We start from the raw sequence: 25,748 nt of genomic DNA, 5'->3' as shown, positions 1-25,748 counted from the left end.
GGGAGCCTGTGGATACGGCGCGCGAGGCTGTTGATAACCCGGCCCCTGGGGATAACCAGGATAGGGCTGCGGCTGGGAATATCCCGGCGGATATCCTTGCGCCGGTGGATAACCCGGCGGCGGCGGCGGATACCCCGGCGCGGGCCGATGACCCGGCGGCGGCCCGTACGGCGGACCCGGCCGACCGCCGGGCGGAATCGGGCCGTATCCGTAGGGTGGTTGACTCACTCCCCCGCTCCCCCTGGTTCTTTCTGGTTCTCGACAGCCGCTGACGCAGAATAGCAAGCTGTCTAAGCTAAGGCCCCATGCTGATCTTTCGGGGGGGCGCCCTGGGCGCTCTGGTGCTCGTGCTGGCGGGAATGTTCGCGGGATTACCCGCCCGGGCGCAGACGGCCGACGGGGCCGCGATCACGGCGGATCTGAAACTCACCGACGACGGATTGCTCCAGGTTTCCGAGACGGTTCAGGTGCCGCCGGGCGGGCAGTTCCACATGGTGTTGCCGCTGCGAATCGCGCAGGGGGACAGCGGCGAACGACGTTTCACCGTCTCCGATGTGTCGGCCACCGGCCAGGGCACGGCGAAGACCGAGGGCGACCGGTTCACCCTCGACTCGCAGCCCGGCGAATCGTCGTTCGCGTACACGGTGCACGGGGTGGTCAGCGAGGCGCCGGGCACGCAGTTGTTCAAATGGACGGGCGTACTCAACGCCGACGTCTCCTCCATCGACGCGTCGATCATCAGCCCGAGCTACCGCATGGGCATCGCCGACTGCACGATCGGGCCGCCGGGACAGGCGAAGAAGTGCAACGACGTCCGGGTCGAACCGGACGGGGTGATGTTCCTGACCCAGGAGGGCCTGCACCGCGGCGACGTGCTCGACGTGACCCTGCAACTTCCACCGGGCACCGTTCCCCCGAACGCCGACATCCGCGACGGAAGTTCCTCCGGGCCCTTCGCCGTCACCGTTCCCGTCCTGGTGGCGTTCGGGGTGCTGGTGGCCGCGCTGGCCGCCCTCGCCGGTTTCGTGGCGTGGTCGCGGCGGCAGGACGCGGCGGCGCTGGTCGGCCGCGAGCAGTGGGATCCCTTGCGGCAGAACGACAATGGCGTCGAGTTCACCTCGCCGGAGGGTATGCTGCCGGGCGAGGCCGGGGTGCTGCTGGACGGATCCGCCGACGCCGCCGATCTCGCCGCGACCGTCGTGGACCTGGCCGTGCGACGCTACGTGCGGATCGAGCCGATCAGCGATGCGGATTGGCGTGTGGCGCGGCTCAATCCGGCCGACGACCAACTGCGCGACTACGAGAAGCGGGTGTATCGCGCGGTCCTGCCCGACGGGACCGATACGGTGACGCTGAGCGAACTGCGCGGCCGGGCCCTCGGCGAGCCGGTGCGGGCGGCGCTGGTGAGCGCCGCCGTCGACCGCGGTGTGCTGGTCGATCGCACGCGGCGGGGCGTGCCGTTCTGGCTGGGCGTCGCGCTGGTGGTGATCGGCGTCGCGACCACCGTCGTGCTGGCGATCACCGGCGGCCACGCGCTGGTCGGCGTCGCCATCGCGCTCGGCGGTGTGGCGGCGCTGCTGCTGCCGCGCTACCTGCCGGTGCGCACGGCGGCCGGGCGTGAGGTCGTCGGCCGGGTGCGGGCGTTGCAACGCGGGCTGGACGAACTGCGGCCCGATCGGATTCCGCCGGGCGATCGGGAACTGGTGTTCTCCCGGGCGCTGCCGTTCACGATCATCGGTGGGCGCGCGGACAATTGGATCCGCGCGTTCCGCGATCTGGATCCGTCGGCGGATCGGCAGCCGGGGCTGTACTGGTTCGGCGGGTTCGAGCGGGATCGGAATCTGCACCGGTTCGCCGGGCACTTCCCGTACTTCATCACCGCGCTCGAGGGTCTGTTCGCCTAGCGGGCCCGCAGGCCGTCGAGGACGATCTCCATCGTGCGGGCGACGGCCTCGCCGTAGGTCCGCCCCTGGGGATGGGCGTAGACCTGCACGGTCATCAGGTGGGCGATGTCCTCGGCGGTGGCGTCGGAGCGCAGGTCGCCGTCGGCACGGGCCTGGGTGGTCAGCCGCTCGACGAGGTCGGCCACGCGGGCGCGCACGGCGGTGAGGTTCGGATCGGATCGGATCTCGTCGTGCAGATTCGGTTCGAGCGCGGAAGCCAGTGCGCCCAACCGCAATTCGGCGCATTCGCGCAGGAACCGGCACAGCGCTGGCCAGGCCGCGCCCTCCTCCCGCCACGCGGTCTCGGCCAGCCGGGCCAGACCCGCAAGATATTCGTGAGCGGCGGCGCTGATCAGCGAATCCCGGTCGGGGAAGCGGCGATACAGCGTGCCCACCCCGACGCCCGCGCGATCGGCGATCACCTTCATCGGCACATCCACGCCCAGCTCCCGGAACACGACCTGGGCGGCCGCCAGGATCTGGTCGCGATTGCTGCGGGCGTCGGCGCGCATCCCTACCTCCGGAGTATAAGTGGACGAAAAGCTTCCGCATAGCGTACCGTGGCTTAAGCGGACGATATTCGTCCACTTCTGGAGAGGATCTGGATCATGGGCAAGAGTGTGCTGATCTCCGGGGCCGGGATCGCCGGGTCCACGGCGGCGTATTGGCTCGGGCGGCAAGGCTTTCGGGTGACCGTCGTGGAGCGGGCGGCCGGGCAGCGGTCGAGTGGGAATCCGGTGGACGTCAAGGGCGCGGCCGTCGACATCGTCGAGCGGATGGGCGTTCTGCCGCGGCTGCGCGAGGCGGCCTCACAGGTGCGGCGGATGGTGTTCGTGGATCCGTCGGGGCGGGAGCGGGCCCGGGTGGACATGCGGGCGTTCCAGGGCTCGGCCGGGGATCGGGAGGTGGAGGTGGCGCGCGCGGATCTCGCGGGCACGCTGCTCTCGGCCGCCGCCGAACACGCCGAAATCCGCTGGGGCGACTCGATTTCCGGTCTGACGCGCGCCGGGGACGGGGTGGACGTGACGTTCGAACGCGGCGCCGCCGAGCATTTCGACCTGGTCGTCGGGGCCGACGGCCTGCACTCCGCGGTCCGCCGCCTGGCCTTCGGTCCCGAATCCGAGTACGTCCGCCCCCTGGGCATGTACGTCGCCACCTTCCCCGTCGACCGTCCCCTGCACGACGAACACGAGGTCGTCATGCTCAACACCCCCCGCCACGCCTTCGCCGTCCACCCCGCGAACGGAAAAGCCCTGGCCTCCTTCATCTTCCACCACCCCACCGACCGCACCCCGCGCGACACCGAGGACCGCAAACGCCTCGTCGTCGACGCCTACACCCCCCACCTGGGCATCTACACCGACCACCTGGACCACCTGAAATCCACCCCCGACCTCTACTTCGACGCCGTCAGCCGAGTCCACACCCCCACCTGGACCACCGGCCCCATCACCCTCCTCGGCGACGCCGCCGCCTGCCTCTCCCTCTTCGGCGACGGCTCCACCCTCGCCATCACCGCCGCCCACACCCTCGCCGAAGAACTCGCCACCATCCCCCACCTCCCCACCGCCCTCACCCGCTACGAACACCGCCACCGCAAACTGGTCACCCCCCGCCAACGAGCCTTCCCCCTCACCTCCAAATTCCTGGTCCCCAAAACCACCCTCGGAATCACCCTGCGCAACAAGGCAATCCGCTTCCTCTGATCCCGCGCCGCTCGCTAACGCTCGCGACGCGGGAACAAAGGCGGAACGCCGCAGATATGGCGCAAAAGACGGAATGCCGTAGATATGGCGCACTCGCCGAGCACCTCACCCGTCCCCCGCCGAGCACCCCACCTGTCCCCCGCCGAGCACCCGTGTCCCTCGCCGAACGCCCCACGAGACCGTTGCCCAGCGGCCCACGCATCCCCCGCCGACCGCCCCACGTAACCCTCGCAGCGCCACACGTGTCCCTCGCCGAGCGGCCCACGTGACCCTCGCCGAGCGCCACACGTGACCTTGCCCGAGCGCCACACGTGTCCCTTGTCGAGCGGCCCACGTGTCCCTTACCCGAGCGGCCCACATGACCCTAGTCGACCGCCACACGTATCCCTGGTCGAGCGGCTCAGAGTCTCTTGCCGAGCGCCACACGTATTCCCTTGTCGAGCGGCCAACATGCCCCCCGTCGGCCGCACACGTATCCCTCGCCAATCGGCACACGTGACCCTCGCCGAGCGGCACAAGTGACCCTTGGCGAGCGGCTCACGGGTCCCTTGCCGAGCGCCACACGTATTCCCTTGTCGAGCGGCCAACATGACCCTCGTCGACCGCACACGTATCCCTCGCCGAACGGCGCACGTGGCCCTCGCCGAGCGGCCCACGCGACCTAAGCGCCCACTTCATCCCTCGGCGAGCAACACCCACCTGTCCCTCGCCGAGGAACGAGGCGAGGGTTACCGCGGGCTGCGGGTGGAGCGGCGCATGGCGGAGAGGGGGTCGGCGTAGAAGACGCTCAGGGAGGTTACTGCGGCGGCGTGTTCTTGGACTCGGCTGCCGAAGCGGCTGATGCGGAGGTCGGCTGGGGGGAGGGTGGTGGAGTGGGTGAATGCCTTTGCGACGGTGTCCATTCCGGGGCGGTAGCCGGTGAAGGCCTGGCCGCCGAGGATCACTCGGTCGGGGTTGAACATGTCGCGGACGAGAGCGGCTGTGCGGCCGAGGATTTCGGCGCGGTCGAGGAGGAGGGCGCGGGCCTCGGCGGAGCCGGATTCGGCGGCGCGGTAGAGGTCGGCGATGACGGGGCGGCGGGGGGCCTCGCGCTTGGGGACGATGCCCGCGCGCACGGCGCGGGCCAGCAGCGGGGCCTCGCCGATCGTGACCTCCAAGCAACCGCGACGGCCGCACGAGCACTCGATATCGGAGCCGGTGGGCAGGTGGGCGATCGAACCGGGGCCGTTGGCGGGCGTGTGCACCCGATCGTGCAGGGTGACCGCGATGCCCGCGGTCTCCCGCGCGTAGATGTAGAGGCTGGACCCGGGCCGTTCCTCGGTCGCCGGATTCAGCAGCAGCTCCGCCGCCGCCATCGCCTCGACGTGCGGGGCCACCGACACCGGCAGGTCCAGCACCCCGCCGAAGATCGCGGCCACCGGCGCGGCCTGCCAGTCCAGCCGCGGATGATCGACCACGCCGCCGGACGGATCGACCCGCCCGGCCAGCGCCACACCGGTCCACAGCGGCCGCCGCCGCGGCAGCCGATCCAGGAACGCCTTGGCGCTGCGCGCGATGATGGTCAGCGCGGCCTCCTGCCCCGCCTGCGGGGTGGCGATCTCCAGACCGCCGAGGATGCGCCCGGCCAGATCGGCCGCGACGATCCGGGTCACATTGGCGCCGATGTGCACGCCGAGGGTGGTGTAGGAATCGGTGTCGACCTCGAAGGGCACCCGCGGCCGCCCGACGGCGCCGGAGGCGGTGAGATCGGCGCGTTCCCGCAGCAGCCCGGCCGAAAGCAGCGCGGACACTTGGCGATTCACGGTCGCGATGCTCAATCCCGTAGTCTGGGCGGCATTGTCGCGGAAGATCGGCCCGCGAGTGGCCGCCCGCAACACCGCGGCCGCCGGATTGTCGGCGATGCGGAGTTCGGGCGGCACGGCCGGACGCGCGGGAGCGGTCCGGGCGGGGAGGGTGGCATTGGACGATCGCTCGAGGGTGGGGCTCGTCATGTGCGAAATCCTTGCTGTCGTCCCGAGGATCACACGGGACATGTCCGAAAAGGGGCAGCAACAAGGCAGCGAGAATGGGCCCGGATCAGCCCGGATGAGGGCCAGGGGCGGTTCTCAGCTGCGCGGGCGGGAACAACACAGCTCCCGCTGCCGCGGCAGCCGCACACCGAGCGCAACGGTCATGTAAGTGACCCGTGCGGCGTTCGGACGGCTGGAGGACATGCACAAAAGTTATCATCCCATGTCTGTTCGACGCCAGACCAGGCGGTACGCATCCATTGGGATCGCCGTGAATATAACTTTCCGGGCAGGTCGCGGGGTGGCGCAATAGCCGCGATCGGCATCGTTGCGGCAGGCCCGCGCGACGGCCGAGCGGCGGATAACCACCCCGTCCCCTGCCACCCGGAAGCGACTCCCCCCGACCGCTCACCCACCCCCCTTAGAGTCTCGAACCGCAGGTGAACGGCGGAGGGAGACCCGAATGACGCTGCATCCGATCCGCGGCGCCGCGGGCGTCCGGCGCGCCGACCGCGCCCGGCAGGTGGCCGATGTGCTGCGCCAGCAGATCCACGCGGGCGCGTTCGCCGACGCGCTGCCCACCGAGGCCGCGCTCACCGCCGAATTCGACGTCTCCCGCAACACCGTGCGCGACGCGCTGGCCCTGCTCAAGGACGAGGGCCTCATCGAGCGCGCCCCGAAGGTGGGCACCCATGTGGCCCAGCGCAAATACGAGCACGGCCTGGACGCGCTGCGCGGCCTGAAGGAGACCCTGCGCGGCCACGGCGAGGTGCGCAACGAGGTGCGCGCCGCCCGCCTCGTGGCCGCGCCGCCCGCGGTGGCCCGCCGGTTGCGCATCCGCCCCGGCGAGCAGGCCGTCTACATCGAACGCCTGCGCTGCCTCGGCGATCTGCCGCTGAGCCTGGACATGACCTACCTGGTCCCCGACATCGGCGAACAGGTCATCGCCCGCGATCTCGAGACCAACGACGTGTTCGCGCTCATCGAGGACATCAGCGGCGGCCCCCTGGGTTCGGCGGATCTGGTCCTGGAGGCGATCACCGCCGACGCCCATTCCGCGGCGACCCTGCAAATGCCCGAGGGCGGCGCCCTGCTGCTGCTCGAACGGCTCACCCGGCTGGAGGACGACCGCCCGGTGGACCTCGAGTACATCCGCATGCGCGGCGACCGGATCACCATGCGCGGCAACCTGATCCGGCCCGCGGACGACGATTGGAGGCTGATCTGAATGGCCCTGGTGAACCAGCGCGCCGACGTCCCGGTGACCATCGATGAATCCCTGTGTATCGAGGGCTGCACCCTGTGCGTGGAGATCTGCCCGCTCGACTCGCTGGCGATCAACCCCGACAACGGCAAGGCCTACATGCACGTCGACGAATGCTGGTACTGCGGCCCGTGCGCGGCCCGCTGCCCCACCGGCGCCGTCACCGTGAACATGCCCTATCTGCTGCGCTGACCCGGCGCGGTCGTCACCCGAGGAATCCCATGAAGTACCGCCCTGCCCGCATACTCGCGACGGCCGCCCTGGTGGCCCTGGCCGCGTCCGGCTGCTCCCTGGAGTCGGCCGCCTCCGGCGACACCGTGCGCGTCGTCGTCGGCTACCAGTCCAAGACCATCAACACCGTCACCGCGGGAACCCTGTTGCGCGCCAAGGGCTTTCTCGAACAGCGACTGAACCGGCTCGGCGGCCACAAGTACCAGGTGGAGTGGCAGGACTACGACACCGGCGCCCCGATCACCGCCCAGATGGTGGCCGAGAAGATCGATATCGGCTCGATGGGCGACTACCCGCTGCTGATCAACGGTTCGCGCACCCAGGCCAACGAGCGCTCCCGCACCGAACTGGTGTCGGTGACCGGCTACCAGCCCAAGGGCGCGCTCAACATGGTCGTCGTCGCACCGGATTCGCCCGCCAGAACGCTGAACGACCTTGCGGGGCAGAAGGTTTCGGCGAGTGTCGGCTCGGCGGGCGACGGCACGCTGCGCCAGGCGCTGACCCGCGCCGGAATCGATCCCAAATCGGGCGTGGAGGTGCTCAACCAGCAACCCCAGATCGGCTCCTCGGCGCTGGAATCCGGTCAGGTGGCGGCACTTTCGCAGTTCGTGGCGTGGCCCGGCCTGCTGGTGTTCCAGAACAAGGCCCGGCTGCTCTACGACGGCGCGGAGCTGAACGTGCCGACCTTCCACGGTGTCGTCGCCCGCCGCGACTACGCGAGCCGGCATCCGGAGGTCCTCGACGCGTTCCTCCAGGCCCAGCTGGACGCCACCGAATTCCTCACCGGCAAGCCGCTGGAGGCCGCGAAGATCGTCGCCGACGCGACCTCGCTGCCCGCCGAGGTGGTCTACCTCTACAACGGTCCGGGCGGCACCACCTTCGACACGCCGCTGAAGCCGCAGCTCGTCCAGGCGTTCAAAGCCGATGTGCCGTACCTGAAGTCGATCGGCGACTTCGCCGACTTCGACATCGACAAGTTCGTCGACGACACCGCGCTGCGCAAGGCGTTCGCCGACCGGGGCGCGAACTACGACGCCGCCGTGTCAAACTTCGCGCCCGCGCCCGCCACCGCCGAGCTGTGGCTCGACGGGCAGGACGGCACCCGCACCGTCGCCGATCCCACGGCCCTGCTGCGCGCGGTGCAGGCGGCGCGGGCGGCAGGGCAGAAGGTGCGCGCGGCCTACGTCTCCGACGCCGAACTGGGCACCCGCTGGTTCGCGGACAAGGCGCTGTGGGTGCACGACGGGGCGGCGTACCTGCCGTTCACCACGCCCGCGGCGGCGCGGCGATACCTCGCCGCGCATCCGGGCGCGAACCAGATCTCGTTCGAGCAGGCCGTGGGCGAGGTGGCGAAATGAGTACGGCCGTCGCGCGACTCGACGTCGTCGCGCCCGAGGAGGCCGCGACCGCACCCCGCGCGTCACACGGGCGCGCGCTGCGCTCGCGGGCGATCCGGGTGACGTCGGTGCTGGCGGCGGTGCTGGCCTGGCAGTTGTTGACCGCCAACGACATTCGGCTGTGGGTGCGCTTCGACACGCTCCCGACGGTGACCGAGATCGCGCGGGCGCTGCGGCACCAGCTCGGCACCGACACCTACTGGCTCGACCTCGGCCAGTCGCTGATCCGCATCCTCACCGGCTTCGGCCTCGCCGCGCTGCTGGGCGTGGCGACCGGTGTGGCGCTGGGCCGTTCGCGGCTGTTCGCCGACGTGTTCGGGCCGCTGACCGAGCTGGCGCGCCCGATCCCGGCCATCGCGATCGTGCCGGTGGCGATCCTGCTGTTCCCCGACGACGAGGCGGGCATCGTGTTCATCACGTTCCTGGCCGCCTACTTCCCGATCATGGTGAGCACCCGGCACGCGGTGCACGCGCTGCCGACCATCTGGGAGGAGTCCATCCGCACCCAGGGCGGCGGCCGCTGGGACGTGCTCACCCGGGTCGTGCTGCCGGGCAGCCTGCCCGGCGTGTTCGGCGGATTGTCGGTGGGCATCGGGGTGTCGTGGATCTGCGTGGTGTCGGCGGAGATGATCTCCGGCCGCCTCGGCGTGGGCTATCGCACCTGGCAGGCGTACACGATCGTGGACTATCCGGGCGTGTTCGTCGGCATCATCACCATCGGCGTGCTCGGCTTCGGCACCTCGGCGGCGGTGGAACTGATCGGACAGCGGGTCACCCGGTGGCTGCCGCGCGCACAGGAGACGGTGAAATGAGCGAACCGATGCGGCTGCGCCTGGACGCGATCGAGCTGGGTTACGGTGCGGCGCCGGTGGTTTCGGACCTGTCGCTGGACATCCATCCCGGCGAGATCCTGGTGTTGACCGGACCCTCCGGCTGCGGCAAGTCGACCGTGCTGCGCGCGCTGGCGGGACTGCTGGCCCCGCGCGCGGGGCGGGCGCTGGCCGACACCGCCGAGATCACCGGTCCGTCGCGGGATCGCGCGATGGTCTTCCAGGACAACGCCCTGCTGCCGTGGCGCACGGTGCGCTCGAATATCGAACTGGCGCTGAAGCTTCGGGGTCATCCCCGGGCCGGGCGGCGCGAGCGGGCGGTGCGCTGGATCGAGGAGGTCGGCCTGACCGGTTTCGGCGATTATCTGCCCAAGAGCCTGTCCGGCGGTATGCGCCAGCGCGTTCAGCTGGCCCGCGGGCTGGCCGGTGCGCCACGGGCGGTACTCATGGACGAGCCGTTCGGCGCGCTCGACGCCCCCACCCGCGCCACCATGCAGCGGCTGCTCGTCGACACGCTGCGCGCCCATCCGGCGACGGTGGTGTTCGTGACCCACGATGTGGACGAGGCGCTGCTGCTCGGGGACCGGGTGGCGGTGCTGGGGCGGGCCGGGCGGCCGCTGCGCGCGCTGCTGGAGGTGCCGCGGGCGCGGGAGACGGGCGTGGACCGCACCGCCCTGCGCGCGGAAATCGTTGCGGCACTGCACGATACCGACGAGCTGGCAGGGGTCTGAGCCGATGCTGATACCGGAACTCGCCGACACCGTTCGCATGGATTGCGATGTGCTGGTGATCGGGGGCGGCACCGCGGGCACGATGGCGGCGCTGACGGCCGCCGAACAGGGCGCGAACGTGCTGTTGCTGGAGAAGGCGCACGTCCGCCACTCCGGGGCGCTGGCCATGGGGATGGACGGGGTCAACAACGCGGTGATCCCCGGCAAGGCCGAACCGGAAGACTACGTCGCGGAGATCACCCGCGCCAACGACGGAATCGTCAACCAGCGCACCATCTATCAGACCGCGACCCGCGGTTTCGCCATGGTGCAGCGGCTGGAACGGTACGGGGTGAAGTTCGAGAAGGACGCCTACGGCGAGTACGCGGTGCGCCGCGTGCACCGGTCCGGGTCGTACGTGCTGCCCATGCCGGAGGGCAAGGATGTCAAGAAGGCGCTGTATCGCGTGCTGCGGCAACGAAAGATGCGCGAACGCATCCGCATCGAGAACCGCCTCATGCCCGTGCGCGTGCTCACCGACGGCGGCCGGGCGGTCGGCGCGGCCGCATTGCACACGCGCACCGGCGAATTCGTGGCGGTCGGCGCGAAGGCGGTGATCCTCGCGACCGGACCCTGTGGGCGGCTGGGACTTCCGGCGTCGGGCTACCTGTACGGCACCTACGAGAATCCGACCAACGCCGGGGACGGCTACGCCATGGCCTATCACGCCGGGGCCGAGCTGTCGGGTATCGAATGCTTCCAGATCAATCCGCTCATCAAGGATTACAACGGCCCGGCCTGCGCGTACGTCGCGAATCCGTTCGGCGGCTACCAGGTCAACGCCCAGGGCGAGCGGTTCGTGGACTCGGACTACTGGTCCGGTCAGATGATGGCCGAGGTGAAGCGGGAGATCGAATCCGCCCGCGGGCCCATCTATCTGAAGGTGTCGCACCTGCCCGAGGAGACCCTCGACGCGCTCGAGGGCATCCTGCACACCACCGAGCGCCCCACCCGCGGCACCTTCCACGCCAACCGCGGGCACGACTATCGCACCCACGACATCGAGATGCACATCTCCGAGATCGGTTTGTGCAGTGGGCATTCCGCGTCCGGTGTGTGGGTGGACGAGCACGCGCGCACGACGGTGCCCGGTCTGTACGCCGCCGGAGATCTGGCGTGCGTGCCGCACAACTACATGATCGGGGCGTTCGTCTACGGTGATCTCGCGGGCTCGCACGCCGCCTCGACGCTCACGGAAGTGGCCGCGCCGCAAGGGCTTCCGGAGGATCAGCTGGCGGCCGCGCACGAGCTGATCTACCGTCCGTTGCGCAATCCCGGCGGCCCGCCGCAACCCCAGGTCGAGTACAAGCTGCGGCGTTTCGTCAACGACTATGTGGCCCCGCCGAAGACGGCCACCAAGCTGTCGCTGGCGGTGGAGACCTTCGAGCGCATGCGCGGCGAGATCGAGGACATGGGCGCGGCCACCCCGCACGAGCTGATGCGGTGCGCGGAGGTGAGTTTCATCCGCGACTGCGCGGAGATGGCGGCGCGTTCGTCGTTGACCCGCACCGAATCCCGCTGGGGCCTGTACCACGCCCGCGCCGATCTGCCCGAACGCGCGGACGCCGACTGGCGCTACCACCTGAACCTGCGCAAGACCGCGGCCGGGGAGATGGAGTTCCTGAAACGGCCCGTGGCACCGTATTTCGTGCCGGTGCCGGAATTCGCCGATATCCCGTCCGAGCGGGACGCACCGCTCGCGGTCGCCGAACCCGCGCTGGTCACCGGGCCGCCGCGCACCGGCGGCGCGACGACGGTCGTGTCCCGGTCGCGGGCGCGCGCGGACGAGAACGACACCGCCGCGGCCGCACCGCGCATCGCGCAATTGCTGTCGCTGGACGCGCCCGATCTGCTCCAATTGCGGTCGTATCTGGACGATCCCGATCCGCGTGTGCGGGTGACGGCGCTGGCCACCATCACCGAGGGCACCCCGGACGGGTTCGCCGACGCGCTCGTCACCGCGCTGGGTGATCCCGCCGCCTCGGTGCGCGGCGCCGCCGTGTCGGGGCTGCGGGAACTGGTCGAAATCCTGCCCGGCCCAGGGGAATTGGCGCGGTATGCCGAATCGCCGGATCCGCAGGTGCGGGCGGCTGTGGTGGATCTGCTGCGCGCCCTGGGCGCCCGCGCGGCGGACCGGGATCCGGCGCACGCGGAGTTGTTCGGGAAGGCGGTCGTCGACCCCGATCATCGGGTGCGGATCGCGGGCGTGCACGCGCTGGTGTCCGTGGACGACTGGGCCGCGCTCACCGCGGCGGCCCACGACGAGAACCGCGAGGTCCGCGTGGCGGCGGCGAAGGGTCTGGCCACCGTCGGGCGCGGCGGCGCGGACACCGTCCGGGCCCTGGTGGACGACCGCGATCCCCTGGTGCGCGCGGCCGCGCTCGCGGCGCTCGCCGCGCTCGGTGACGCCGACGACGTGCCCATTCTCGGTGCGGCGCTGCGGGATTCGGCCTGGCAGGTGCGGGAGGGCGCGGCCCGCGGACTGGCCGGGCCGGGCGCGCCGGCGGCCGCGGAACCGCTGCGCACCGCGCTGGACGACCCGCACCCGGACGTCCGCAAGGCCGCCGTGCTCACCCTCAGCGGCTGGCCGGGCGACGCGGGAGCGCGCGCGGCATTGGCGGTGGCGCTGGACGATTCGGACGCCGACGTGCGCGCGTACGCCCGCAAGGCGCTCACATGATGCAGAATGCCGACGGTGAGCACCTTCGTTCTGATTCCCGGCGCGTGCCACGGCGGCTGGTGGTTCGAGCCGCTGGCCCGGCGATTGCGTGACCACGGCCACCAGGCGTACGCGGTCACGCTGACCGGGCTCGGCGACCGCTCCCACCTGATCGGCGGGTCGATCAACCTGGACACCCACATCGACGACGTGCTCTCGCTGCTCGTCCACGAGCGCCTCGAGGACGTGATCCTGGTCGGTCACAGCTACGCCGGGATGGTCGTGAGCGCGGTCGCGGACCGGGTGCCGGAGCGGATCGACGCCCTGGTCTACGTGGACGCGTTCGTCCCGGAGAACGGGGACTCCGCCTGGTCGCTCACCAACGACGAACAGCGGCGGTGGTACATCGACGGCGCCGGGGCCGACGGTCTCGGCGTCGAACCGCTCCCGTTCTTCGACGCCCGCGCGACCCCGCACCCGCTGGCCTCGCTGGTCCAACGGGTGCGGCTCAGCGGGGCCGAGCACCGATTCCGCCGCCGGGACTACGTGTACGCCACGCGTTTTCCCGGCAGCCCGTTCACCCCGACCTACGAGCGTCTACTCGCCGACCCCGGCTGGCGGGTACACGCCGTGGAGTCCGGTCACAACGTGCTCGCCGACGGGACGGCGCTCATGACGGAGATCCTGCTGGGGACGATCTCCTCCGGATAGGTCGGGTACTCGATGCCCGAGATGTACTGCACTGTGCGCACGACCTGGCACGAGTAGCCGAATTCGTTGTCGTACCACAGGTACAGGATGGCGGTGTCGCCGTCGACGATGGTGGCGTTGGCGTCGACGATGGAGGCCGCGCGGGAGCCGATGAAATCGCTGGAGACCACGTCGGTGGCGGCGGTGTAGTCGAGGTTGCGGCTCAGCGGGCCGGACAGCGAGACCCGGCGCAGATAGTCGAGCACCTCGGCCTTGGTGGTCTCGCGGCGCAGCTGGAGGTTCAGGATCGCCACCGAAACATCCGGTGTGGGAACGCGAATCGAGTTGCCGGTGATCTTGGCCCGGAATTCGGGCATGGCCTTGGCGACCGCGGACGCCGCGCCGGTCTCGGTGAGCACCAGGTTGAACGGGGCGCTGCGGCCGCGGCGGTCGGCCTTGTGGAAGTTGTCGAGCAGGTTCTGGTCGTTGGTGAACGAATGCACGGTCTCGACGTGGCCGCGCACGATGCCGTACTCGTCTTCCATGGCCTTCAGCGGCGGGACGATGGCGTTGGTGGTGCACGAGGCGCAGGAGTAGACGCGCTCGGACAGGTCGAGGGTGCGGTGGTTGACGCCGTGCACGACATTGGGGACGTCGCCCTTGCCGGGTGCGGTCAGCACGACCTTGGCGATGCCGGGGCGCAGGTGTTGCGAAAGTCCTTGGCGGTCACGCCATTTGCCGGTGTTGTCGATGAGGATGGCGTCGGAGATGCCGTATTCGGTGTAGTCGATCGTCGTCGGGTCGTCGGCGTAGATGAACCGGATGACGGTGCCGTTGGCGATGATGGTGTCGTTGTCGGGGTCGACCTTGATGGTTCCGTCGAACTGGCCGTGTACCGAGTCCCGGCGCAGCAGCGACGCGCGTTTGGCGAGATCCCCCGCGCCGCCCTTGCGGACCACCACCGCCCGGAGGTTGAGCCCGTTGCCCGAGCCGACCTTCTCGATGAGCAGGCGGGCGACCAGCCGCCCGATGCGGCCGAATCCGTAGAGCACGACGTCGCGCGGCCCCTGCGGTTCGGCCTTGTTCCCGTCGATGACATCGGCCAGCACGGCCGCGGTGAACTCGGGAATGGTGAGGCCCCGATCGTCGGCGCGGTAGGCCATCACCAGCCGTCCGAGATCGACCTTGCAGGGACCCAGATCCAGGTCGGCGAGCGCCTCGAGGAACGGCATCGTCTGATCGATGGACAGCTCCGCCCCCTCGATCTGCCGCGCGAACCGATGCGTGCGCAGGATCTTGATCACGGACTTGTTCACCAGGGACCGGCTGTGCAGCAGCACGGTCACGCCCTTGTCCCGATACAGCCTCCCGATGATCGGAATCATCGCCTCCGCCAGGGCCTCACGCGCGTTCCAGTTGTCGAGATGGTTGTCGTTCACCACAGGTCCTCAGGGGGTCGGGAGATGTGGTGACGATGCTAGGCAGTGCGGAAATATTCACAGGCGGCGGCCGCGACGCTGTGAGGTCCGGTCACGAGGTGTGCAGGGTGGGGCGGTAGACGAGTTCCTGGATACGGCCGTCGAGGGTCCGGGTCTCGAGCAACTCGAGATCGAAGTCCTCCGCCCCGCCGAAGATCGGATCGGCCCCCGTCCGCCCCGTGATCACCGGGAACACCGTCACCTGCACCCGATCGACCAGCCCCGCCGCCATCAGCGCACGATTCATCGACAGACACCCGTGCGAGATCAACGGCACCTCGGACTCCTCCTTGAGCTTGGCGACCACATCGACGGCATCCCCACTCACGAGCGTGGCATCCGGCCACTCGAGCGGCCCACTCAAACTGCTGGACACGACGGTCGCGGGCAGGTTGAAAAACGCCTCACCCCAAGCGTCCCCCGCATGCGAGTTCTCGGTCAACATCCGCGAAAACAACCGATAACTATTGGCCCCCAACACAACCCGCTGCTCCTGGCTGTACATCTCCAACCGATGTTGGAGCAACTCGGGCCCCTGCTTCCCCCAGTACCCGCTCCAGTCACCCCCGGCCGCGCCGAACCCGTCGAGGCTCATGAAGACGTCGAAGGTGTAGGTGGTGGTCATGGTGGGTCTCCTCTGTTCGGCGCTTGTGAACAGGTAGACCGGGCCCGACCGCGAAACTAATCGCACCGCCGCTCAATACACTCGACCACCGATGATTCATTCGGTCGTGTTCGACGTCGGCGAGACCCTCCTGGACGACACCCGCGAATTCGCCGCCTGGGCAGACTGGCTCGGCGTCCCCAGACACACCTTCTCGGCGGTCCTCGGCGCGGTCACCGCCGCCGGACACGACAACGCGCTCACCTTCCAATACTTCCGCCCCGGCTTCGACCTGAACCGCGAGCGTGCCCGCAGAGAAGCCGCCGGTCACGGCGAGCGAATAACAGAAGCCGACCTCTACCCGGACGTCCGCCCAGCCCTGTCCGCCCTACGATCCAGCGGCCTCTGGATCGGCATCGCGGGCAATCAAACCACCCGCGCGGCCCACCTCCTCCGTCAACTGGCCCTCCCCTGCGACGCCATCGCCACCTCCGGAGAGTGGGGCATAGCCAAACCCGCCCGTGAATTCTTCGACCGCGTAGCCGAATTCGCCCCCGGCCCCCGCCACCAGATCCTCTACGTAGGCGACCACCGCGACAACGACCTCATCCCCGCCCGCGCGGCGGGACTCCGCTGCGCCCTGGTACGTCGCGGCCCCTGGGGACACCTGTGGGCAGACCAAGTCCGCCGAGACCACCTGGCCGACTGGGTAGTGGACTCGTTGACCGACCTGGCCGACCTCCTGACGTCTCAGCGCCAACCCCCGAGCTGAGCCAGCATGTCCGTCACGAACGGATGACTGTGCGTATGCTGCGGCGCCACCGAATGCGCCGAATACAACGCCGCCATCGCCCCCTCGTGATCACCACCCAGCAGGTGCGCGCGGGCGACGTCGATATAGAAATGCGAACACCGCTCGGCAGGCACCTGCCCGGGGGAGGGCCGCCAATCCCGAGCCTCGGCGAGCGCGGCTCCGATATCGCCCAATTCCACGGCGAGCGAGACGCGATGTATCCGCACTGACTCGGGGCCGAAAGCCGTTCCGGCGTACACGCTTTCAGGCACCCGAGAAGCCACCCGATCGGCTTCGCTCAGATGCGCACGCGCCTCTACCGACCGAAAATCCCGCGCCGCCACCACCGCGGCTCGCATGTGCAACGAACCGAAGGCAGCGGCGTCCCCGACGGAACGACTCGGGTCGACTTCATCGGCCGCCAACTCGAGCAGCTTTCGTCCCATGGCGTGCTGACGACTTCGGAAGAACAATTCCGTACGTACATAGGCGGATGCGGCAAGCAGCACCTCGTCGCCCGCCCGTTTCGCCGCGTCCCTCATCATGTCGATGATTCGCGACGACAAATCGGCGTATCCGAACTTGTCGGCGACCGCATCGGCCGCGCGATACGCCTGCGCCAGCAGGGCATTCACCCTCTCCTGAGCGAATCCACCGAAACTCGATCGCGCACGGTGCAGTTCGGGCAATACCGAAGGCAGTTCACAGAGAAGGCGAAGATAGTCCGAATTGAGCCGGTACTCCACAACGGCATCGACAATCTGCTCCAATTCGTCGATCCCCCGGACCGGACCGTCCTCGGGAAGATCGTGACGATCCAGCACCTGGCGGAGGACTGGCATCCGCGCCGCGATGGCATCGCTGAGCTGGTCACTCCCACCGCGAGGAGTTTCGGGTCGCATGGCCGGACCGACACGATCACGCTGCGCGTCCGTCAAACGCTCGTAAAGCGTATCCATAGCCGCCGCGAACGCACCCGCCAGCGTGATCGTAGGCCCGCGCTGTTCCCATTTCTGCACAACGCCTTCCGAGACCCCCAAGATCTCGGCCAATTCTCTCTGCGTGACTCGCAGCGCGTCCACACGGATAGTCTTGACCTCAACGCCCGTCCACTTCGTGATCGCCATTCGAGTCGCCGCCCATCTCATCGGTGGATGGGCACACAGTAGATCGATCTCGGCAGTCACTACGCGGGTTTCGGCGGCCTCGGCTCTCGGGTTCGCGAAATTTCCATATTGGAACGGAAGTCGTTGCTGTGCCGAACCATTCGAGCGTCTCAGCCATCAGCGGATGGGAGGATGGTGCCCGACCGAATCGTATGGGGGAGGCCGGGTGGAGGTCGCCGAGGTTTACCGGTGGGATGTTCGCAAGGGCACCGGAGTGGTTGCGAGGGAGGGCGGGATGCTGGCCTGGTTTCACCTTTCCGTTGTCGATCGGAAGGATCTTTCCGACCTTCGGGTGGGCGATCGGGTCTATGTCGAGATCGAAGAGGTTCAGCAGGGGGCGTTCGAGGCTCGGGCGGTGTCGGTACGTAGGTGCCGGTCGGGGCCGTCAGGCTGCCCGAACGTGCTGTAACCCCCACTCCTGCGCCAACAGCCGATGCGAATTCAACCGATCCTCATGGTCATACGTAACACTGGTGATCACCAATTCGTCTGCCCCCGTGAGCTGTTGGAGAGAACGCAGCCGAGCCGCCACGCTGGCGGGTGTTCCCACGAACTGGGTCGTGGTGCGGTCTCGGACCAGGCGTTCCTGTTGGTCGGTCAAGGGTGGGGCCGTGTCGGGGTCCAAATAGTCGGCGGCGCCGGCGCCGCTGCGGATGCTGTAGACCCAGTGGCCGTAGGTGGAGGCGAGGTGTTTGGCCTTGGATTCGTCTTCGGCTACGACTACGTCTGCGGAGACGACGAGGTAGGGGTGGGGGTGGTGGTCGGTGGGGTGGAAGGAGTCGCGGTAGGCGGCGACGGTTTCCAGGATGGTGCCGGGGGAGACGTGGTAGTTGGCGGCGAAGGGGAGGCCGAGGCGGCCTGCCAGTTGGGCGCTTTCGCCGCCGCTGCTGCCGAACAGCCACAATTCGACGTCGGCGCCCTCGCCGGGGACGGCGTGCAGGGGGACGCCGTCGGAGCCGCGGTAGGTGCCCGCGAGGAGGTCGCGGATCTGGCCGACCTGTTCGGTGTAGTCGAGGGATTGGGCGCCGGGGAGTTGCAGGGCCTCGAAGGTGGCGGCGAGGCGGGAGGTGTCGAGGACCTGGCCGGGGGAGAAGGGCGGCGGGATGACGACGCCGTCGCGAACCTCGGTGGGGCGCTGCGGGATCGGGACCGGTTTGGTTCCGGCAGCGCGGAACTGGGCGAGGCGGTGGGCGGAGCGGCCGAGGCCGAGGTCCAGACGGCCGGGGTACAGCGCGTCGATGGTGCCGAACGCCTCGACGACCGAGGCCGAGGTGTGCTGACCCAGCTGCACTGCGGCCGAACCCACCCGGATCGTCTTCGTGGCCGCGGCGACCAGACCGATCAGGGTCGTCGTCGCGGAACTGGCGACACGGACGAAATGATGCTCGGCCAACCAGAAGCGCCGATACCCCCACGCCTCCGCGTGCTGGGCCAGATCGATCGTATTGCGCAGCGCCTGCTGCGGCGTCGAACCCGCGCTGACGGGCGACAGATCCAGAATCGAGAGCGGGACGGTCATCGGGTCACCTCCGAACGCGGGTCGCGCTCACCGGCTTCCACCGCGATCGACAGCCGGTTCTCGGCGGGTGCGACGGGGCAGGTGGCGAAGGCGGTGAACGCGCAGGGCAGATTCTGGGCGCGGTTGAAGTCCAACCGCACCCCGCCGTCGGCGTCGGGCACGCCGACGGACAGGACGCGCGCGCCGGGATAGGTGGTCACGCCGCTGGTGGCGTCGGTGAACAGCACCCGCAGCCCGGATTCGGGGTCACCGAAGGCGACGAGCCGATGCTCGTCCCCGTCGAGGCTGAAGGCGATGGTCCCGGCGGCCGGATGATGATGTTCCAGCCCCGCCACCACGGCTCCCGTGGTCACGGTGCGCACGGAATCGTAGGGCGCGAACGTCCCCCGCACCACCCATCGCGAATCCGGTTCGTACGCAGGGATTCCCGTGAACGCCGCCAGCGTGGGCGCGGCCGGATCGTGCACCCGCAGCGCGAACAATCCGGTCCGCCGGATCACCTCCACCGCCCGCTCCCCCACCCGCACGAGCAATCCGGGCGCGCCCTCACCGGGCGTGAGTTCCGTTGTCCCGGACAATGTTTCACCATCCAGAACGAGACCGTCCCCGGCCTCCGCGGTGACGACGACCGTGTCCCCGGATCCCCGCCAGCGCCCCGGCAATCCGTCCACCACCTCGTCCCGCTCCCCCAGCCAGTGCAGTCCGGTCAGACTCAGCCAGCCCAGCGGTTCGCGCGCCCACGCCTCCCGCTCGGCGTGCCAGGCCCGCCACTGCTGTTCGAATTCGGTGGTCACAGCGGTCATGACGCCCGTACTCCTTCACTGCTCCGATGGGGGTGACGCAGGCCCAGGTGTTCGCGCAGGGTCGCGCCGGTGTACTCGGTCCGGAAGCTGCCCAGCTCCTGCAACTCCGGGACGACCTTGTCGACGAATTCGTCGAGACCGTGCGGGGTGATGTGCGGAACCAGGACGAAACCGTCGGCCGCGTCGCTCTGCACATAGCGGTCGATCTCCGCCGCCACCGCGGCGGGCGTGCCGACGAACTGCTGCCGGGCGGTCACCTCGATGATGAGTTCGCGGATGCTGAGCTTCTCCGCCTCGGCCCGCGCCCGCCACGCGTCGGCCACCGCGCGCGGATCCTTGGCGTGCCGGACCCGGCCGCGGGTGATGTTCACATTGTCGACCGGATCCACCTCGGGCAGCGGGCCGTCCGGGTCGTAGCCGGAAAGGTCACGGCCCCAGACCTGTTCGAGGAAGGCGATCGCGGTCTGCGGGCCGACCTGCTGCAACCGGATGTGCCGGGCCCGCTCCTCGGCGTCGGCCGGGCTGTCGCCGAGCACGAAGGTGGCGGCGGGCAGGATCTTCAGATCGTCGCGGGCGCGACCGTATTTCGCGAGCCGGGACTTCACATCGGTGTAGAAACGCTGCCCGTCCTCGAGTTCGCCGTGGCGGCTGAAGATCGCGTCGGCCTTGGCGGCGGCGAACTCCCGGCCCTCGTCGGAATCACCGGCCTGGATCTGCACGGGATAGCCCTGCGGGCTGCGCGGCAGCACGAACGGGCCCTCGATGTCGAACTGCGAGCTGGTGAACCGGACCGTCGGCGCGGGCGCCGCGAACACCCCGCGCTCCCGATCGACCACCAGCGCGTCCGGCCGCCAGCTGTCCCACAGCGCCCGCGTCGCGTCGACGATCTCCGCCGCGCGGCGGTAGCGGTCGGCGTGGTCGAGATAGCCGCCGCGCCGGAAGTTCTCGCCGGTGAACGCGTCCGAGGAGGTGACCGCGTTCCAGGCCGCCCGCCCGCCGGACAGGTGATCCAGCGTCGCGAACTGCTTGGCCAGCTCGAACGGCTCGTTGAAGGTGGTGTTGATCGTCCCCGCCAGGCCGAGATGATCCGTGACCCCGGCGAGCGCGTTGAGCACCGTGAACGTGTCGGGCCGCCCCACCACGTCCAGGTCGTGGATCCGCCCCCGGTGTTCGCGCAGCCGCAGCCCCTCGGCGAGGAAGAAGAAGTCGAACAGCCCGCGCTCGGCGGACCGCGCCAGATGCGCGAAGGACTCGAACTCGATCTGACTGCCCGAGTCCGGATCGCTCCAGACCGTGGTGTTGTTGACGCCCGGGAAGTGGGCGGCGAGGTGAATCTGCTTGCGTACCTTGTCGTTCGGCATATCCGTCCTCAGGCGGTGAGCGCGTAGCGGTTGATCGGACGCGGCAGGCCGAGCCGGTCGCGCAGGGTGGGGGCCACCGCCGGGAGCCGGGTCACGAACGTGGCCACGGCCAGCGGCCGCAGCACCACGCCGTCGCCCGCGCACTCGGTCCGGACCTCGGCCAGCAGGTCCCGCAGGGACGCGGGAGTCCCGATGTGCCGCAACGTATTCGACGCGGTGGGCGTCCACGCCTCGAGCCGGTCGAGGTCGGCGGCGGCCGCCTCCGGCGTCTCGGCGAGGTGCACGTCGAGGTCGAGCAACACCCGCACCAGGTTCGGATCGCGTCCGGCGGCGGCGATCGCGCCGCGCAGTTCCCCGCGGACGCGCACGGCCTCGTCCAGATCCGTCGCGGCGACGCGGATCAGGTCGGCGCGGTGGACCGCGACCCGGGTGCTGTGCGCGTCCGCGGCGCGCACCGCCACCAGCGGCTGCCCCTGCGGCGGGCGCGGCGTGATCGACGGTCCCTTCACCGAGAAGTTGTCGCCCGCGAAGTCGATGTAGTGCAGCTTGTCCCGATCGATGAACCGCCCGGTGGCCTCGTCGCGGATCTCCGCGTCGTCCTCCCAGCTGTCCCACAGCCGGGTCACCACCTCCACGGCCTCGTCGGCCTCGTGCCACCGCGACGGCGCGTCCTGTTCACCCTTGCGGCCGAACAGCCCGGCCTGCCCGGCCGAGACGCCGACCTCCCAGCCCGCCCGGCCGTGGGTGGCGAAGTCCAGGCTCGCGATGGCCTTGGACACGTGGAACGGTTCGGTGTGGGTGACGGGTACCTCGGGAATCAACCCGATCCGATGCGTCGCCGCGGCCGCCCGCGCGGCGATCCCGACCGCCTCGAGCCGCCCCACCGCGCCCTCGACCTGCAATGCGAACGAATCCGGCAGGAAGACCAGATCCAGCCCCGCCGCGTCGGCCGCGGTGATCGCGTCGAGCCAGTACTCGGCGGTGAACAACTCCTCGGCCCGCGAGTCGGCGCGCCGCCAGGACGCGGGATGCGTTCCGGTGCCGGGCAATTCGATGCCGAGCAGCGGGGGATTCGGCTGCGACATTCAGGCCGTCCTTTCGATGGCGTTCGCGGTCCGGGTGGCCCCCGGGATCGCCGACAGCAGTTCGCGGGTGTAGTCGTGGCCGGGCCGGTGGAACAGGTCGGTGGTCGTGGCGGTCTCGACGACGCGGCCGCCGTGCATCACCGCCACCCGATGCGCGATGCGCCGGACCACGGCCAGATCGTGGGTGATGAACAGATAGGCCAGCCCCAGTTCGGTCTGGAGCCGCTCGAGCAGGTCGAGGATCTGCGCCTGCACCGACACGTCCAGCGCCGACACCGGCTCGTCGAGCACCACCAGATCCGGATGCAGGGCCAGCGCGCGGGCGATGGCGACGCGCTGGCGCTGCCCGCCCGAGAGTTCGGCCGGGTGGCGGCGGGCGTACTCCGCGGGCAGCGCGACCTGGTCGAGCAGTTCGGCGACCCGGGCGCGGCGCTCGGCCCGGTCGCCGACGCCGAACGCGCCCAACGGTTCCGCGACGATCTGCTCGACGGTGAGCTTGGGATTCAGTGCGGCATAAGGGTTCTGGTACACGATCTGGATCCGGCGACGCAGTTCGCGCAGCCGCTCGCCGCGCAGCCGCCCGATATCGTGGCCGTCGAAGGTGATCGTGCCCGCGTCCGCGCGCTCGAGCCGCGCCAGGATGCGGGCGGTGGTGGTCTTACCCGACCCGGATTCACCGACCAGCGCCAGCGTCTCCCCGCGATCGACGTGCAGGGATACGTCGTCGACGGCGGTGACGGTGGCGCGGCGGCCGATCCGGAAGGTCCGATGCAGGCCGGTCACCGACAGCAACGGGGCGTCGGCGGGCGGGCGCGGGGGTCGCAAGGCGGTGTCCAGGCTCGGCGCGGCGTCCAGCAGCCGCCGGGTGTAGGCGTGCCGCGGGTCGCCGAGAATCGTTGCGGTGTCGCCGGTTTCGACGATCTCGCCCTGTTTCAGCACCACGATCCGGTCGGCGCGATCGGCCGCCACGCCCAGATCGTGGGTGATGAGCAGCACGGCGGTTCCGGCCTCGGCGGCGCGGGCGGCCAGATGGTCGAGGATGCGGCGCTGCACGGTGACGTCGAGCGCGCTGGTCGGCTCGTCGGCGATGATCAGCTCGGGACGGCAGGCGAGGGCGATGCCGATGAGCACCCGCTGCCGCTGTCCGCCGGACAGGTCCTGGGGATACTGCCGGGCCCGCAGCTCCGGGCGGTCCAGCCCGGCCTCCTCCAGGATGGCCACCGCCTGCGCCCACGCGGTGCGGCGGGTGGCGCGGCCGTGCACCCGCAGCGCCTCGCCGACCTGATCGCCGATGCGCAGCACCGGATTCAGCGAGGTGCCGGGGTCCTGCGGCACGAAACCGATGCGCGCGCCGCGGATTCGGCGCAGCGCGCGTTCGGGGGCGTCGTCGAGCCGCTCGCCCGCGAACTCGACGCGGCCGCCGGTGATCGCGCCGCCGTGCAGCAGTCCGATGACGGCGTGCGCGAGAGTGGACTTGCCCGAACCGGATTCGCCGACCAGCGCGACGGTCTCCCCCGGCGCGACCTCGAGCGAGACGCCGCGCACGGCGACCGTGGCGGGATACTCGACCCGCAGATCCGTGATCCGCAGCAGCGATTCGGTGCCCCGCGTGGTCATCGGGCGCCGTCCTGTCCGAGGGCGCGGGCGATGCGCTGGGCGGCGAGCACCACCGCCACGATCACCAGACCGGGCAATGTGGTCATCCACCACGCGGTGGCGAGGTAGTTGCGGCCCTCGGAGATCAGCGAACCCCATTCCGGCGTCGGCGGCACCGCCCCGTACCCGAGGAAGCTCAGCGACGAGACCGCCAGCACCGCGACCCCGAACTCCACCGCCGCCAGCGCGGCCACGGGCGCGTAGGCGTTGCGCAGGACGTGCCGGGTCAGCACCGTCGGCCAGCGCACGCCCGCGGCGAAGGCCGCCTCCACGTACGGCGCGCGCCGCACCCGCAGCACCTCCGCGCGCATCACCCGCGCGAACCGCGCGATCAGCGCGACCCCCACCGCGACGGCGACATTGCGGGTGCCGAAGCCGAGCACGGTCACCAGGGCCAGCGCGGTCAGCAGCTCCGGAATCGACAGCAGCACATCGACGATCCGCATGGTCACCGAATCCACCACGCCGCCCAGCGAACCCGCGACCAGGCCGATGAGCGATCCCACCACCAGACCCAGCAGCACCGCGGCCACGGTCGCGGTCAGCGACAGCGCCGCCGCGTGCACGACCCGGGTGTAGAGATCGCGGCCGAGGTTGTCGGTGCCGAACCAGTGCCGCGCGCTGGGCCCGCGCAACTTCTCCGCGGGCACCCCGACCAGCGGATCGCGTCCGGCGAACAGCGACGGCACCACCGCCCAGCCGGTCACCAGGATCAACAGCAGCACCGCCGAGCCCAGAAAGATGTTGTCCCGCACCGTCTTTCCGACGCTCGACCACGCGGGGACGCCGAGCGGGGTGACGTCGGCGGGGGAAGCCGCGGCCGCGTCCGTCATCCGTTCGCCTCCGATCCGGTGACCCGCACGACCCTCGGATCGAGCAGGGGAAGAACGAGATCCACGGCGAGATTCACCAGCACGAAGGCCACCGCCGTGAGCACGACGATGCCCTGCACCACGGGAATGTCCTGGTTGAGCACCGCGGTCTGGGTCAGCCGTCCGATGCCCGCGCGCGAGAACACGGTCTCGACGACCACCGATCCGGCCAGCACCGTGCCGACCCACACCCCGGCGATGGTCAGCGCGGGCGCGACCGCCGGGCGCAGCACATGCCGCAGCTGGATCCACCGGCGCGAGGCGCCTTTGGCGAAGGCCACCTCCACGAACGGCTGCCGCCACGTCTGCGCGAGCCCGCTGTAGAGCACCTGCGCGATCACCGCCCCCACCGGAATCGCGAGCGTCACCGCGGGCAGCACGACGCCCTTCAGCCCCGCCCCGCCGAAGGCCGGGAACAGCCGCAACCGGAACGAGAACAGTTGCAGCAGCAGCAGACCGACCCAGAACGTGGGCGCGGCCGCGCCGATCGGCGGCAGCGACGTCAAAAGCCCACGCAGCCAAGCCCTTCGGGTGTAGGAGGCGGCGAGGGCGAGCGCGCCGCCGACCACCACCGCCAGGGTCAACGTCAGCGCGGCCAGCGCGAGCGTGGACGGCAGCGCCTCCGCGATCGCCCCGGTGACGGTCTGGCCGGTGGTCAGCGACCGGCCCAGATCACCGCGCAGCGCGTGCGTGAGCGCGGTCCAATACTGTTGCCACAGGGGCTGATCCAGCCCGTAGCGCGCCCGCATCTCGGCGATCGCGGCCGGATCGACGGGGGTGCCGGGCGTGGCTCCGGCCGCCAGTTCCACCGGGTCGCCGGGCAGCAGGTACAGCACCGCGAACGAGCCGGTGAACGCCGCCCACAGCACGGCCACGGCCTGCGCCACGCGGACGATCAGATAGCGGGCCATC

23 protein-coding genes are annotated in these 25,748 nt (G+C 70.1%); 11 read left to right on the top strand and 12 right to left on the bottom strand.

Annotation, left to right across the window (positions count from 1 at the left end; translation table 11 throughout):
* Positions 1-305: 305 nt before the first annotated feature.
* Positions 306-1,904 carry a DUF2207 family protein gene (locus ACFYTQ_RS10310; RefSeq protein ID WP_387358961.1) on the top strand — a complete coding sequence of 533 codons (1,599 nt, stop codon included), beginning with the start codon at positions 306-308 and terminating at the stop codon, positions 1,902-1,904.
* Here ACFYTQ_RS10310 and ACFYTQ_RS10305 read toward each other — a convergent pair.
* Positions 1,901-2,455: a TetR/AcrR family transcriptional regulator gene (locus tag ACFYTQ_RS10305; protein ID WP_387358959.1), complete on the bottom strand. Its 555-nt coding sequence runs from the start codon at positions 2,453-2,455 to the stop codon at positions 1,901-1,903. The two genes, ACFYTQ_RS10310 and ACFYTQ_RS10305, sit on opposite strands and share 4 nt — an antisense overlap.
* A 96-nt stretch (positions 2,456-2,551) precedes the next feature.
* Here ACFYTQ_RS10305 and ACFYTQ_RS10300 point away from each other — a divergent pair, with 96 nt between their 5' ends.
* On the top strand, positions 2,552-3,649 hold the full coding sequence (locus tag ACFYTQ_RS10300) for an FAD-dependent oxidoreductase (protein WP_387358957.1): 1,098 nt from the start codon (positions 2,552-2,554) through the stop codon (positions 3,647-3,649).
* Positions 3,650-4,377: 728 nt separating this feature from the next.
* Here ACFYTQ_RS10300 and ACFYTQ_RS10295 read toward each other — a convergent pair.
* Entirely contained in the window at positions 4,378-5,640 is a 1,263-nt protein-coding gene (locus tag ACFYTQ_RS10295) for an ROK family protein (protein ID WP_387358955.1), read from the bottom strand.
* Between the two features lie 481 nt (positions 5,641-6,121).
* Here ACFYTQ_RS10295 and ACFYTQ_RS10290 point away from each other — a divergent pair, with 481 nt between their 5' ends.
* Genes ACFYTQ_RS10290 through ACFYTQ_RS10260 form a run of 7 tightly spaced genes read left to right on the top strand, consistent with a single transcriptional unit; the run spans position 6,122 to position 13,520 of the window.
* Positions 6,122-6,886, top strand: a complete 765-nt coding sequence (locus ACFYTQ_RS10290) for a GntR family transcriptional regulator (protein WP_387358953.1) — start codon at positions 6,122-6,124, stop codon at positions 6,884-6,886.
* Positions 6,887-7,114 (top strand): ferredoxin family protein, encoded by a 228-nt coding sequence (locus ACFYTQ_RS10285; RefSeq protein ID WP_280269230.1) that lies wholly within the window; start codon positions 6,887-6,889, stop codon positions 7,112-7,114.
* A gap of 29 nt (positions 7,115-7,143) precedes the next feature.
* Positions 7,144-8,511: an ABC transporter substrate-binding protein gene (locus ACFYTQ_RS10280; RefSeq protein WP_387358951.1), complete on the top strand. Its 1,368-nt coding sequence runs from the start codon at positions 7,144-7,146 to the stop codon at positions 8,509-8,511.
* On the top strand, positions 8,508-9,362 hold the full coding sequence (locus ACFYTQ_RS10275) for an ABC transporter permease (RefSeq protein WP_387358949.1): 855 nt from the start codon (positions 8,508-8,510) through the stop codon (positions 9,360-9,362). Before ACFYTQ_RS10280 ends, ACFYTQ_RS10275 begins: the two co-directional genes overlap by 4 nt.
* Positions 9,359-10,111 carry an ABC transporter ATP-binding protein gene (locus ACFYTQ_RS10270; RefSeq protein WP_387358948.1) on the top strand — a complete coding sequence of 251 codons (753 nt, stop codon included), beginning with the start codon at positions 9,359-9,361 and terminating at the stop codon, positions 10,109-10,111. Before ACFYTQ_RS10275 ends, ACFYTQ_RS10270 begins: the two co-directional genes overlap by 4 nt.
* 4 nt (positions 10,112-10,115) lie before the next feature.
* Positions 10,116-12,830 carry a fumarate reductase/succinate dehydrogenase flavoprotein subunit gene (locus tag ACFYTQ_RS10265; RefSeq protein WP_387358946.1) on the top strand — a complete coding sequence of 905 codons (2,715 nt, stop codon included), beginning with the start codon at positions 10,116-10,118 and terminating at the stop codon, positions 12,828-12,830.
* A 6-nt stretch (positions 12,831-12,836) separates the two neighbouring features.
* Positions 12,837-13,520: an alpha/beta fold hydrolase gene (locus tag ACFYTQ_RS10260; RefSeq protein WP_387358944.1), complete on the top strand. Its 684-nt coding sequence runs from the start codon at positions 12,837-12,839 to the stop codon at positions 13,518-13,520.
* Here the strand turns inward: ACFYTQ_RS10260 and ACFYTQ_RS10255 are convergent.
* Together ACFYTQ_RS10255 and ACFYTQ_RS10250 are read right to left on the bottom strand one after the other, a co-directional pair.
* Complete coding sequence (locus tag ACFYTQ_RS10255; RefSeq protein WP_387359212.1) at positions 13,451-14,884, bottom strand: glyceraldehyde-3-phosphate dehydrogenase; 1,434 nt, start codon at positions 14,882-14,884, stop codon at positions 13,451-13,453. The genes ACFYTQ_RS10260 and ACFYTQ_RS10255 overlap by 70 nt on opposite strands.
* A gap of 145 nt (positions 14,885-15,029) precedes the next feature.
* Positions 15,030-15,602, bottom strand: a complete 573-nt coding sequence (locus ACFYTQ_RS10250; protein ID WP_387358942.1) for a dihydrofolate reductase family protein — start codon at positions 15,600-15,602, stop codon at positions 15,030-15,032.
* Between the two features lie 91 nt (positions 15,603-15,693).
* Between ACFYTQ_RS10250 and ACFYTQ_RS10245 the strand changes: the two genes are divergently transcribed.
* Positions 15,694-16,353: an HAD family hydrolase gene (locus ACFYTQ_RS10245; RefSeq protein WP_387358940.1), complete on the top strand. Its 660-nt coding sequence runs from the start codon at positions 15,694-15,696 to the stop codon at positions 16,351-16,353.
* Here the strand turns inward: ACFYTQ_RS10245 and ACFYTQ_RS10240 are convergent.
* Positions 16,332-17,501 carry a helix-turn-helix domain-containing protein gene (locus ACFYTQ_RS10240; RefSeq protein WP_387358938.1) on the bottom strand — a complete coding sequence of 390 codons (1,170 nt, stop codon included), beginning with the start codon at positions 17,499-17,501 and terminating at the stop codon, positions 16,332-16,334. The two genes, ACFYTQ_RS10245 and ACFYTQ_RS10240, sit on opposite strands and share 22 nt — an antisense overlap.
* 205 nt (positions 17,502-17,706) lie before the next feature.
* Between ACFYTQ_RS10240 and ACFYTQ_RS10235 the strand changes: the two genes are divergently transcribed.
* On the top strand, positions 17,707-17,949 hold the full coding sequence (locus tag ACFYTQ_RS10235; RefSeq protein WP_387358936.1) for a hypothetical protein: 243 nt from the start codon (positions 17,707-17,709) through the stop codon (positions 17,947-17,949).
* Here ACFYTQ_RS10235 and ACFYTQ_RS10230 read toward each other — a convergent pair.
* The 7 genes from ACFYTQ_RS10230 to ACFYTQ_RS10200 are packed head-to-tail and all read right to left on the bottom strand — an operon-like array spanning position 17,926 to position 25,747.
* Positions 17,926-19,059, bottom strand: coding sequence for an LLM class flavin-dependent oxidoreductase (locus ACFYTQ_RS10230; RefSeq protein WP_387358935.1), 1,134 nt, complete (start codon positions 19,057-19,059; stop codon positions 17,926-17,928). The genes ACFYTQ_RS10235 and ACFYTQ_RS10230 overlap by 24 nt on opposite strands.
* The gene (locus ACFYTQ_RS10225; RefSeq protein WP_387358933.1) at positions 19,056-19,862 is read right to left on the bottom strand and encodes a DUF1684 domain-containing protein; all 807 of its coding nucleotides are present in this window, start codon (positions 19,860-19,862) and stop codon (positions 19,056-19,058) included. The genes ACFYTQ_RS10230 and ACFYTQ_RS10225 overlap by 4 nt, the downstream gene beginning before the upstream one ends.
* Positions 19,859-21,223, bottom strand: a complete 1,365-nt coding sequence (locus ACFYTQ_RS10220; RefSeq protein ID WP_387358932.1) for an NtaA/DmoA family FMN-dependent monooxygenase — start codon at positions 21,221-21,223, stop codon at positions 19,859-19,861. Before ACFYTQ_RS10220 ends, ACFYTQ_RS10225 begins: the two co-directional genes overlap by 4 nt.
* Before the next feature lie 8 nt (positions 21,224-21,231).
* The gene (locus ACFYTQ_RS10215; RefSeq protein ID WP_387358931.1) at positions 21,232-22,308 is read right to left on the bottom strand and encodes an LLM class flavin-dependent oxidoreductase; all 1,077 of its coding nucleotides are present in this window, start codon (positions 22,306-22,308) and stop codon (positions 21,232-21,234) included.
* Positions 22,309-23,925 carry a dipeptide ABC transporter ATP-binding protein gene (locus ACFYTQ_RS10210; RefSeq protein WP_387358929.1) on the bottom strand — a complete coding sequence of 539 codons (1,617 nt, stop codon included), beginning with the start codon at positions 23,923-23,925 and terminating at the stop codon, positions 22,309-22,311.
* On the bottom strand, positions 23,922-24,797 hold the full coding sequence (locus ACFYTQ_RS10205) for an ABC transporter permease (protein WP_387358927.1): 876 nt from the start codon (positions 24,795-24,797) through the stop codon (positions 23,922-23,924). The genes ACFYTQ_RS10210 and ACFYTQ_RS10205 overlap by 4 nt, the downstream gene beginning before the upstream one ends.
* Positions 24,794-25,747, bottom strand: coding sequence for an ABC transporter permease (locus ACFYTQ_RS10200; RefSeq protein WP_387358925.1), 954 nt, complete (start codon positions 25,745-25,747; stop codon positions 24,794-24,796). Before ACFYTQ_RS10200 ends, ACFYTQ_RS10205 begins: the two co-directional genes overlap by 4 nt.
* Between the last annotated feature and the right edge of the window lies 1 nt (position 25,748).

This window comes from Nocardia sp. NPDC004068 (genome assembly GCF_042874315.1).
Classification (GTDB): Bacteria; Actinomycetota; Actinomycetes; order Mycobacteriales; family Mycobacteriaceae; genus Nocardia.
The sequence above is the reverse complement of the archived record's forward strand: the minus strand, read 5'-3'. Positions and strand labels throughout refer to the sequence as shown.

Bases quoted from the DNA above. Each gene is read 5' to 3' on its own strand.
- ACFYTQ_RS10290 (WP_387358953.1), top strand. From the start codon at position 6,122: ATGACGCTGCATCCGATCCGCGGCGCCGCGGGCGTCCGGCGCGCCGAC.
- ACFYTQ_RS10220 (WP_387358932.1), bottom strand. From the start codon at position 21,223: ATGCCGAACGACAAGGTACGCAAGCAGATTCACCTCGCCGCCCACTTC.
- ACFYTQ_RS10305 (WP_387358959.1), bottom strand. From the start codon at position 2,455: ATGCGCGCCGACGCCCGCAGCAATCGCGACCAGATCCTGGCGGCCGCC.
- ACFYTQ_RS10300 (WP_387358957.1), top strand. From the start codon at position 2,552: ATGGGCAAGAGTGTGCTGATCTCCGGGGCCGGGATCGCCGGGTCCACG.
- ACFYTQ_RS10260 (WP_387358944.1), top strand. From the start codon at position 12,837: ATGCCGACGGTGAGCACCTTCGTTCTGATTCCCGGCGCGTGCCACGGC.
- ACFYTQ_RS10275 (WP_387358949.1), top strand. From the start codon at position 8,508: ATGAGTACGGCCGTCGCGCGACTCGACGTCGTCGCGCCCGAGGAGGCC.
- ACFYTQ_RS10270 (WP_387358948.1), top strand. From the start codon at position 9,359: ATGAGCGAACCGATGCGGCTGCGCCTGGACGCGATCGAGCTGGGTTAC.
- ACFYTQ_RS10285 (WP_280269230.1), top strand. From the start codon at position 6,887: ATGGCCCTGGTGAACCAGCGCGCCGACGTCCCGGTGACCATCGATGAA.
- ACFYTQ_RS10210 (WP_387358929.1), bottom strand. From the start codon at position 23,925: ATGACCACGCGGGGCACCGAATCGCTGCTGCGGATCACGGATCTGCGG.
- ACFYTQ_RS10205 (WP_387358927.1), bottom strand. From the start codon at position 24,797: ATGACGGACGCGGCCGCGGCTTCCCCCGCCGACGTCACCCCGCTCGGC.
- ACFYTQ_RS10310 (WP_387358961.1), top strand. From the start codon at position 306: ATGCTGATCTTTCGGGGGGGCGCCCTGGGCGCTCTGGTGCTCGTGCTG.
- ACFYTQ_RS10295 (WP_387358955.1), bottom strand. From the start codon at position 5,640: ATGACGAGCCCCACCCTCGAGCGATCGTCCAATGCCACCCTCCCCGCC.
- ACFYTQ_RS10245 (WP_387358940.1), top strand. From the start codon at position 15,694: ATGATTCATTCGGTCGTGTTCGACGTCGGCGAGACCCTCCTGGACGAC.
- ACFYTQ_RS10265 (WP_387358946.1), top strand. From the start codon at position 10,116: ATGCTGATACCGGAACTCGCCGACACCGTTCGCATGGATTGCGATGTG.
- ACFYTQ_RS10200 (WP_387358925.1), bottom strand. From the start codon at position 25,747: ATGGCCCGCTATCTGATCGTCCGCGTGGCGCAGGCCGTGGCCGTGCTG.
- ACFYTQ_RS10255 (WP_387359212.1), bottom strand. From the start codon at position 14,884: ATGATTCCGATCATCGGGAGGCTGTATCGGGACAAGGGCGTGACCGTG.
- ACFYTQ_RS10230 (WP_387358935.1), bottom strand. From the start codon at position 19,059: ATGACCGTCCCGCTCTCGATTCTGGATCTGTCGCCCGTCAGCGCGGGT.
- ACFYTQ_RS10225 (WP_387358933.1), bottom strand. From the start codon at position 19,862: ATGACCGCTGTGACCACCGAATTCGAACAGCAGTGGCGGGCCTGGCAC.
- ACFYTQ_RS10240 (WP_387358938.1), bottom strand. From the start codon at position 17,501: ATGGCGATCACGAAGTGGACGGGCGTTGAGGTCAAGACTATCCGTGTG.
- ACFYTQ_RS10215 (WP_387358931.1), bottom strand. From the start codon at position 22,308: ATGTCGCAGCCGAATCCCCCGCTGCTCGGCATCGAATTGCCCGGCACC.
- ACFYTQ_RS10280 (WP_387358951.1), top strand. From the start codon at position 7,144: ATGAAGTACCGCCCTGCCCGCATACTCGCGACGGCCGCCCTGGTGGCC.
- ACFYTQ_RS10250 (WP_387358942.1), bottom strand. From the start codon at position 15,602: ATGACCACCACCTACACCTTCGACGTCTTCATGAGCCTCGACGGGTTC.